The sequence below is a fragment of the Heliophilum fasciatum genome (assembly GCF_004341395.1).
GTDB lineage: Bacteria > Bacillota > Desulfitobacteriia > Heliobacteriales > Heliobacteriaceae > Heliophilum > Heliophilum fasciatum.
The window spans coordinates 18710-28732 of the sequence record NZ_SLXT01000030.1; the positions used below are offsets into that span (position 1 = coordinate 18710).

The 10023-nt window shown below is 45.2% G+C and carries 7 protein-coding genes; 6 read left to right on the plus strand and 1 reads right to left on the minus strand.

Annotated elements, in window-relative coordinates:
- The first annotated feature begins 2 nt into the window (after positions 1 to 2).
- From EDD73_RS12580 to EDD73_RS12605, 6 genes are all read left to right on the plus strand, one after another.
- Positions 3 to 1415: a hypothetical protein gene (locus tag EDD73_RS12580; RefSeq protein ID WP_131920494.1), complete on the plus strand. Its 1413-nt coding sequence runs from the start codon at positions 3 to 5 to the stop codon at positions 1413 to 1415.
- On the plus strand, positions 1399 to 2589 hold the full coding sequence (locus EDD73_RS12585) for a hypothetical protein (protein ID WP_131920495.1): 1191 nt from the start codon (positions 1399 to 1401) through the stop codon (positions 2587 to 2589). The genes EDD73_RS12580 and EDD73_RS12585 overlap by 17 nt, the downstream gene beginning before the upstream one ends.
- A gap of 16 nt (positions 2590 to 2605) precedes the next feature.
- Positions 2606 to 5713, plus strand: a complete 3108-nt coding sequence (locus EDD73_RS12590; protein WP_131920496.1) for a helicase HerA domain-containing protein — start codon at positions 2606 to 2608, stop codon at positions 5711 to 5713.
- 14 nt (positions 5714 to 5727) lie between these two features.
- Positions 5728 to 6435: a hypothetical protein gene (locus EDD73_RS12595; protein ID WP_131920497.1), complete on the plus strand. Its 708-nt coding sequence runs from the start codon at positions 5728 to 5730 to the stop codon at positions 6433 to 6435.
- Between the two features lie 11 nt (positions 6436 to 6446).
- Positions 6447 to 6995, plus strand: coding sequence for a hypothetical protein (locus tag EDD73_RS12600; protein WP_131920498.1), 549 nt, complete (start codon positions 6447 to 6449; stop codon positions 6993 to 6995).
- A 130-nt stretch (positions 6996 to 7125) separates the two neighbouring features.
- The gene (locus EDD73_RS12605; protein ID WP_207668886.1) at positions 7126 to 8583 is read left to right on the plus strand and encodes a hypothetical protein; all 1458 of its coding nucleotides are present in this window, start codon (positions 7126 to 7128) and stop codon (positions 8581 to 8583) included.
- Between the two features lie 335 nt (positions 8584 to 8918).
- On the opposite strand, the gene EDD73_RS12610 is transcribed toward EDD73_RS12605, so the two are convergent.
- A complete protein-coding gene (locus EDD73_RS12610; RefSeq protein WP_165876505.1) occupies positions 8919 to 9449 on the minus strand; it encodes an RpnC/YadD family protein in 531 nt (176 codons plus the stop codon).
- Positions 9450 to 10023 lie beyond the last annotated feature (574 nt).

The following is a 10023-nucleotide window of genomic DNA, read 5'->3' on the forward strand; positions in this document are numbered from 1 at the left end:
ATATGAATACGAAACAGGTAGAAATACTATCAATTAATGACGAAGACATTTTTCAAGCAGTTGTCAACAACACTATAGTGAATTTAGCAAAAGAAGAGGCAGAAAAAATTGATCAACGACTGCAGTTATTATATACGTCGATAAGCAACGTTCTCAATCAAGAATGGGTAAAAATGAAAAACAAACCGGTATTTTATAACCATACTGTATTGGGGCTTTTTCCTGATTTCAGCAATTTCGAATTAGGTGAGTGTACCATATATTATTCGTATAAGAATGAAACCTTTTCTAATAAATTTGCGAATTTTACTGGACAACTCCTTAAAGAAAACGAATTAAGAAGCATTTTTATAGGCAATATTGATAAATTGAACAAAAGGTTTGGTTGGAAACTTCAATTAGATTGTTGTTATACGATTCTGGGGGATTGTGCTATTCATGCTCAGAATCACACAAAATATTCGTTCGGTGGTTCTAACCGTTATCCCTCGTACCATATCCCGATTTATCGATTAGGCGATAAAATGACCAAGAAGCCATCCGTTGGGGAAGTATTATTACAATGGTTGAAGCATGACTTGATTCCGGATGGACTGGACAGTGATGTAGAGCGGGCCTACATGACGATTCATACTTTATACAACGCCAATAACAAATATTTTTCTCTACAAGAAGGCGAACTATACAGTGACCAAAAGCAATTGATGCAGGATTTCATCAATCAACGACTAAAGCCCCGAGGCGGCACAAGTCTAGATGCTGCCGATGTGGCCTCGATGTTAAAAGCCAAGATGCCGATAACGCTACCATCGGACGCGTTAGCCGTGATTAAAAATAAGCTGCTCACTTGTGATTATGAGCGTTGCGATCTCGAAAAATATGATGAAAAGATCTTGACCGATCCTAACCGGGGGCACTGGGATTTATGGGAAACCGCCGACAGTACCAATGCTTATACTGTTCAGGTCAATGAAGTGCTGATGGCTCGTAACCCTCTTGCCGATATTAATTATGACGGTGTCGTTGGCATTGATTTCGGCACGAAAAGCACAGTGGTCGTCTATCAGGAAAGCAGTGACCACACCATGCCGATGCGCATTGGCACAGGTCGTTTTTCACAAAAGGTTGAAAATCATCATTATGAAAACCCAACAGTATTGGAATTTATCGATATAGATGCATTTTTGAATCAATACCGCGAAGCAGCAGGCCGACCGCAAACCTCATGGCAAGATTTAACTACATCTCATACCGCCTTTAACAGCTTGTTAAACAGCCACAGTGAGGAATATTACGCCTATCTTTATGAATTAAAGCAATGGGCCGGAGACAGCAAACGGCACATCCGGTTGCGGGACAAACAGGGGAAAGATCTGGTGCTGCCGGCTTTTTTAAGCATTGAAGCAGGAGCGTAGTGTTTTTGATTTTGGTGGCGGGACAACCGATTTTGATTTTGGTCTTTTCCGTGAAGCCGGATCATCGGAACGGCGGTATGATTATGTTGTGGAATGTTTCGGTGCCGGTGGCGATCAGTATCTGGGCGGGGAAAACTTGCTGGAATTGTTGGCTTTTGAAGTATTCAAAGCCAATCAGGATGCCCTGCGCAGTCAGGGATTGTCCTTCACGTTGCCACCTGAATGCAACCGGTTTCCGGGCAGTGAGGTCTTAATCAACGAATCGCAGGAAGCTCGACTCAATATGACGCAGCTCATGGAAAAACTGCGGCCCTTCTGGGAACGGCATCCCGGTTATGAAAAGACCTTTGAAACCGGCAGGATCAAAGTCAATCTGTATGATAACCAAGGCAATGCAAAGCTGAACTTTGAACTTTCTGTAGACAGTGACACATTACATAACATCTTGTATGAACGCATTGAAAAGGGAGTTCGCAATTTCTTTGCCAGTTTGCGGTTGGCCTTTAAGGTGCCCGCAACGAAAGATATCGAATTGATCAATATCTTTTTGGCAGGTAATTCGAGCAAGTCGGCGCTGGTTCGTGAACTTTTTGAACAGTACACAGGGCAAATCACCCAAGAAATATGCGGTGATAACGACAATCAGCAGTTTTTTGCTATTTATCCGCCCCTCGGTTCGGAAGAAGCACGAGAGATCCAACGCAGGACACAGGCAGACACGCCGCTAACGGAGCTGACAAGACCGACCGGCAAGACCGGTGTGGCTTTTGGCTTGATTGAAAGCAGGCCGGGAGGCAGAATTAAGATTATCCAGCACAATGAGTCGGCGCTGGATAATGAAATTAAATTCAAGTATTACATTGGTTATGAAAAAAGAAAGACCTTTGTTTGCCTCTCGGACCGTGAGCTTCCCTATGGTGAATGGCAAGAATTCATCGACGCCGGGATTGAAGATTTCACCCTCTATTATACGAACTTACCTGAAGCGCATAAAAATAAGCTGAAGATTGACCAAGTCAGCCGAAAAAAATGCAGGATTAGCAACTGCTATCCCGATGCGAATATTTACTACCGGGCGGTAAAACCTGCGGTGATTGAATATGTGGTGGCCAGGCCGGCGGAATTGAAGCAGGAAATTTATCTAGAACCACCGATCATACTCGAATTATTATAAAAAATCGGAGCACATCATGAGCGAAGAAAAATTTATGTTGGACTTCATCGCTGACCCCGATATGTTGTATATCAGTCATAATCAGCAGCTAAAAGAGGACAAACCGGCACTTTTGTTAGAGCGGGATATCACTTTATTTCACATCGAAGAAATAACCTTCGAAGATAAAGCCCCACGCAAAGAAGCGCTGGAAAATGTCATGAGTTCTCTGCAAATCGAAGGTATTAATTTTGTTTATATTATTCTAGGGGATGAGTTTGGCGTTCATTTTTATTTCGGTATTGCCAAGGACTTATATGCCGATGATGATTGTGCCTTAGAATTACCGGTTTATGATTTAGGGCGTCATGTATTGCAACCAAGTTTAAGGGGGAATTTTCGGGGCAGTAAAATCAGTGAAGTGCAACCGTTGGCCAAATCGACGATTATGCAGACGATAAAAAATATGAATCACTGCTGCTATTTGGAAGGTGTACCGGGAACGACTGAAGACAATGAGAAGTTTCAAGGTGTTGATCGCTTAGTTGATGTTATGTTGGGAGACCGGTTCAGCGTAGTGATTATTGCCAAACCACTGGCCGGTGATGATATTTCGGCTATCGAACGGGAGCTATACCGGTTTTATACTGCCTTGGTACCGTTAATGAAAAAAAGCGTCCAAGAGGGTGTAGTCAAAGCCACGGGGATATCGTCATCGGTGACAAAATCAACGACGGAAAACAGTGGTGAAAATTTCTCCGTTACCCACCAGACCGGATCGGGAACCAATACCGGCCGGACGGAAGGGACTAGTTTCACGGAAACACGCGGTGAAAACAAAGGAGAAAGCAAAAATACAGGCAAATCCAGCAGTGCCAATGCTTCGTCCAATTCAACATCGGATTCGGTTACTTCCGGAACGAGCCATCAAAAAGCCCATGGCACCAGTAGATCAGAGACGTCCGGCAGTTCGACCAGTGAGAGTCAGTCGCACACGCAGGGGTCATCAAGCGGCAAAAGCATCGGTGATTCCAAGACGGAAGGAAGTAATAGGTCAGACAGTACATCGGCTTCGACTACGATGGAATTTGTCAATAAGGAAGCACAGGATTGGATTACGTATTTAGATGAAATTATTTTTAAGCGATTGGACTATGGAAAAGGCAAAGGGATTTTTATCACTTCGATTGTGCTTTTTTCGCAAAGTCGAGGCAGTTTGATCAAGCTGGAGAATACGGTGAAGTCGTTGTATTCAGGGGAAAGCGGTAACAAAGTACCCTTACGCAAGGTTGCTGTTTCCAATAAAAATGGCCGGTTGGAGGCTTTCCGGAACTTTCAAATTCCCAGAACAAAATTTCGGGCGCGTCCATCGCTTAACGAACAATCCTCACGGGCAGTATGCTCCCAATTTATTAAGCAAGGATTTTTGCATGTAGGTAACTGGTTGTCTACCAATGAATTAAGCATGATCGCAGGACTGCCGCAAAAAGAAATTGTCGGCCTGGGATTACGGGAAGAAGTCGATTTTGGCTTGAATTTCACAACCGATATCCCGAAAGCTAAACAAATCGAGTTAGGCAACTTGGTGCAGAGTGGGACAGTCTTGGCTGAAATTCCGGTGTATTTGGATAAAGACAATTTGAACAAGCATACCTTTGTGACCGGCGTAACCGGAAGTGGCAAAACAACCACTTGCCAAAAGATTCTGCTCGACAGTGAACTGCCTTTTCTGGTCATCGAACCGGCTAAAACAGAATACCGAATTTTGAACCGTATTTATGACGATGTGCTGATTTTTACTTTGGGTAAGGATACGGTTGCGCCCTTTCGCTTAAATCCTTTTGAATTTTTTCCTCATGAAAGTATCACTTCCCGGGTGGATATGATCAAAGCCAGTATTGAAGCGGCCTTCGATATGGAAGCGGCGATTCCGCAAATTATCGAATCAGCAATCTATGCCTGTTATCAAGACTATGGTTGGAATATCTCCCAAAACTGCAATACAAAATATCCGGCACCCTTTGCCGATGGCGTCTATGCATTCCCGACGCTGACGGACTTGATCAACAAAACCGAGGAGGTTGTAGAGAAGCAGGGATTTGATGAACGGTTAAAACGGGACTATATCGGATCGATCCGCGCTCGGTTGCAAGGCTTGACGATGGGTGCCAAAGGCATGATGCTGGATACCAAACGTTCTATCGACTTTGTTGATCTGTTAGATCGCAAGGTGGTGTTAGAATTAGAAGAAATCCGCAGTGGTTCGGAGAAAGCCTTAATTCTAGGGTTCGTTCTTACGAATTTGCTCGAGGCCATCAAGATCAAACATCAAAACAACCGTGGATTTAAGCATATTACTTTGCTCGAAGAAGCGCACCGGCTTCTAAGCAAATATCAACCCGGGGACAGTCTGAATAAAAAGCAAAGTGTGGAAACCTTCGCGGATATGCTGGCGGAAGTGCGAAAATATGGCGAATCATTGATTATTGTCGACCAAATACCTGGAAAGCTAACACCGGAAGTACTCAAAAACACCAATACGAAAATTGTGCATAAAATCTTCGCCCAAGATGATAAAGAAGCTATCGGTAACACGATGGTGTTGTCTGATGAACAAAAGAATTTTCTCTCCCATCTCGACGTCGGTCGGGCGATTGTGTTCACACAAGGTTGGCCTAAAGCGTTGCAAGTGCAGATGAAACAGATGACGAATACTACAGGTACGGAATTTGTTAACGATGACGAACTGCGCCACATCGTCATGGAGTATTATCGCCAGATGTATAAACGCGGCATTTTTCCCGGACTGGAAATTCTGCAAGAACAACCGTCGTTGGAGCAATTTCTAGAATATATTCAATACATTCCTGACAGTTCACTGGTTGATGACTTCCGTAATTTTTACCGGTTTGACGACGCTCGTCACGCTTTTATGGAAAGGATGAAGCAGATAAGCAGTGAAGCTGAGCAAGAAATTGTGGTGCAATATTTGTTGCACAGCTTATATCCGGTAGATATGCGGGAACAACGGAAAGCGAAGCTGGTTGAATTTATCACTGATGTCCTCAGTGAGCCTGAGCGCTTGGAAGAAAAAAAGTTGTATTACTTTAATCACTTAAAATTAAAGCTGGGGAAAAGACAGTAGAGGAGGATGCTGACATGGGATGGTTTTCATCGGCTTGTAGCGTGGTTAGCAGCGCAATCAGTTCAGCAGTCAGTTTTGTAGGAAGTAACATCGGCAAAATCGGTGGTGGCATCGTCGGTAACGCGATAGCCATATTATCTCCTTTTAAAAATCTGGAGTTAGCCGTCAAAGCGCTCGAAGTCATTGCGGTTATCGTGACGACAATTGCGGAAATTTTGGGCGTTGGCCATAAGAATGAAAGAATGGATGAACTGGGCGCCAAAGCGATTCAAGAGGATACGTTGCCACGAGAAGAATTTAAGTCGGAACAGGAATACATTCACTATCTACGGGAAGAAATTGAGCTGGATCGTGAAAAGTTCAATAAAATGTCTCCCGAAGAACGATTGGCTTGTACAGCAATTGGTACAAACATTTTGGCCAAAAGTATTGAGGAAAAGACCGGCGTGGAAATTCCGGCTGAGTTTTTGTTAACAGCCGAAAAAATTAAATTGTCGGCTGAGGAAATCAAGGCGTGTATCGATAAATTTAAAGAAAATGGTTACTTCAATATGGGGACGATGTCGGATTACTTGCAAGGCAAAGATTTGAAAGGGAAAGAGCCGGTCATTAGTTCTGCCATTATTCATGCGTTGCAAGCTGTCAATCCGCAAATGACGCATGCTGATGTTCAGCATAAAATGGTCAATTTAGTTGAGACTGCACAAGAGGAACGGCGGTAAGGGGATCGGGTATGAAAGAAACGGTGAGGTGTTTGTTTTACATAGTGAATCGGCAGGTCGATGCCTATCTCTACGAAAATCAAACGCTAAGAAAAATTTCAACCTATGAAAATCTTACCTTTGATGGTATTGATAAGTTGTGGGACTGGTGGATCGGATCAATTGCGTATATCTACGAGCGGCAATGCATGGATATTTGCGTACTCGGTGATTGCGAAGATTTTACTTTTGAGCAGAATAAGATCGATTTCGGTACAGAGACAAAATGGACACTTCAGGACATCCGAGACGGTCTTATGCAGTACTACCCCCATATTCAGCATTGTGTGTTCTGCGGAGAAGAAGAAATAAAAGATTTTCCGGTATTAAGTAATAACTATATGCATTCCTTAGTTCTGAACAGGTCAATTCGTATTTTTATGCCCTACGATGATCTCCTTCAAGCTTTTGTGCGCACCTCAATGACCCGTAATCAAGATATGGAACGTTCGACGGCGATCGAAGATGGTAGTAAGTTGGAGGAAGGGGTTTTATATCAGTACTTCAACAGAAAGGTTTAACCTATCAAACATACGGAGGCCATAGCGCTATTTATGGTAAAATAAAATAATGAAAATATGAAAAACAAGAATAGTACCTCATGGATATGCAACGGGCGAGAGTAGGAAAAGTAGAATTGAGGCGATAGCGTTGGGTCCTCAGAGTAACCGTGAAAAAGGGAAACAGAAAGCAGTTCATACCGGTTTGGCGGCCGGAAACGCCGGCGTTGCCGAGATATACTCGGACAATGTGATATTTCAGGCCGAAAGAGGTCACGGCACGGCCGCAGAAAAAGCGAATCATCTGAAAGATGTATGGAGCGGTAAAGATGCTAAACATATGGGCGGCAATAATGCGAAGAACGGTCCTGATCGCTATGTAGACGGTGCATATATTCAAACGAAATATTGTCGTACCGGTTCGGACTGCATTAAAGAATGCTTTGACAAAAACAATCATTTTCGTTACTGGAGTCCCGATGGAACACCGATGCAGATTGAAGTGCCTTCGGATAAGTATGATGCGGCCATTCAAGCGATGGAGGAACGAATCCGCAAAGGACAACTTCCCGGTATAAGCGACCCGCAAAAAGCTAAAGAAATCGTTCGCAAAGGCTCATTTACCTATGCACAGGCTCGGAACATTGCGCGCTTTGGCACGGTGGAATCGCTCATCTACGATGGGGTCAACGGCATTAAGGTCAGTGGTACGGCTATGGGGGTATCAGCGATCATCACCTATGCCCATGCTCTCTGGAACGGTGAAAGTCCCAAAGTGGCTTTGGAGCAAGCATGCTATTCGGGTATGCAAGTCTTTGGTGTGACCTTCTTTTCCAGTGTGATCACGGCGCAACTGGGGAGGACAGGGGTAGAAGCGGCGTTACGAGGCGGAACGGACTTTTTGGTCAAACAAATGGGGCCAAAGGCGGCAAGTTGGATAGCCAGCGGAATCAAGGGCGGCAATATCTACGGTGCGGCGGCGATGAATCACTTGTCCAAGCTGCTGCGCGGGAATATCGTAACGGGGATTGTGACGACGGCCGTACTTTCTTCAGTCGATGTGGGCCGTCTGGTGCGTGGGAAAATATCAGGTGCCCAAGCGTTTAAGAACATCTCCACAACGGCAGCCGGTGTCGCCGGGGGCACTGGCGGTTGGATGGCCGGTGCGGCAGCCGGAGCAACGGTGGGATCGTTCATCCCGATCGTCGGAACGGCCGTCGGCGGACTGGTGGGTGGATTATGTGGGGCCTTCTTGGGCAGTTCGGCTGCGTCAACAGTTACGAAATCGGTGCTTGATGAATTTATTGAGGACGACGCGAAAGAGATGCTACATATATTTGAGAGCTGTTTTGCTGAATTGGCTTTTGATTTCTTGCTGTCGGAGAATGAAATCGAGCTGCTGAGTCAGCAGATGCAGGAATTGGATATGGCCGGTGAATTGCGCAATATGTACGCCAGTGATGATCGGCGTGATTATGCCGTAGCCTTGCTGGAACCGATGGTGATCGAGGTAGTTAAAGCGCGCCCGGTGATTCCATTGCCAACGAATGAGCAGGTGCTTGATTGCTCCCGAGGCCTTATGGAAAAGATCGTTGAGCAAACGGCGTAACTGGGTACCATTTATGCGGAATGCACGGCAACAATTGGCCCAAGAAATCGCAAAAGATTGTAAGACCGTGGAAGACATCCTGATCGCTTATAAAGACGAGCGTACCGGCTTTACGGAGGCCATTTCCGCTGCATTTCCGCGCACATCTTTCCACCAGCGATTCGCAAGCTAATCTACACCACCAATACGGTGGAAGCCTATCATCGCCAGTTGCGTTCTGGGGTCCCCCTGATGAACGAGCAAAATGAAAAGAGGTCATCCCCGTTTTGTTTATTCGCCGGGAATGACCTTTTTCGATGTTTATATCGGTGATTGTGCCGGATGAAGATTGTAGATTAGAGCTTTTGCTTTATCTGCTTATGCAATGCTTCGATTTTTTCCAAAGGTAAACCTGTGATTTTTGATACAAAACTAGGTGAAGCACCTTCTTTCAACGCGGTGATGGCAGTTTTCTCAATCCCCTGCTCAATCCCTTTTTCAATCCCTTGCTCAATTCCTTTCGCAATCCCTTTCGCAATCCCTTTCTCCATTCCTTTTGCCATCCCTTTTTCCTCAAATCTACGGTATAGTTCTTGAAAAGCTTGAGACATCTCCAGCACCTCCAAAATTTTGTTCTTTTCCGGGTTAGCAATGGTTGAGTAATTGCAGGCGAACATTGTACCGATGAGATAGGTAGCATCATCGGTTTTTTTTGCATCCAGAGCCTCCGTAACGAGCCAGGCAGCGCGAGAGCGATGGCGGGGATGCTCGAACATCATGGGCAACAGCATGATCCGGAGTTTGTCTTCGGCGTCAAGGCGTTGATGGTGAGCGATCTTAGTAAGTACTCGATCTAATTCCCGATAACCGTCGAAGTGGCGGCTCAAGTGAATGCTGTGTATAGTATCACTTGCTACGATTGTAGCATACGGGGGATTGAATTTCCATAAGATGTTATTTGGGCAGTCGATCTATGTCAATGATCAGAAAAAGGTGAGGAAATATCCTCGCCTTTTTGATTTATATTGCTATTTTGAACTCACTTTCCGGTGCGACCAGGCAAGGTCATGAAGTTTAGCGGGTGGAAATCCTGCCTGAAAAGGTTGAAGCCCAACCATCAGTAGCGAGTCTTGAACCGAACAAAGCAATTTGGGCGGTTAAGCGTAGACAGGTAGGATGTAGGCCTGAAAGTGATAGAGCCCCGAAATGAGTAAGATGGGAAGGTCGACGACATCGGAATATCGGAAGACAACATCGCAACCATCGATACGGGCGAGATGGTCGCGGCTTCCCCGGGGTCGTAGAGCCAGGCATGCATCACAATGACTTCATGGGAACCTGGGAGACCCTACCGCCCTTCGGCAACGGAGTATGGCCGACAAGCCCAAAAGCAAGGGAGCCAAACAGCGAGTAGGGAGTCGGATTTCCGCATAGTACCAATGAAGTCGGGTAACGCCGACA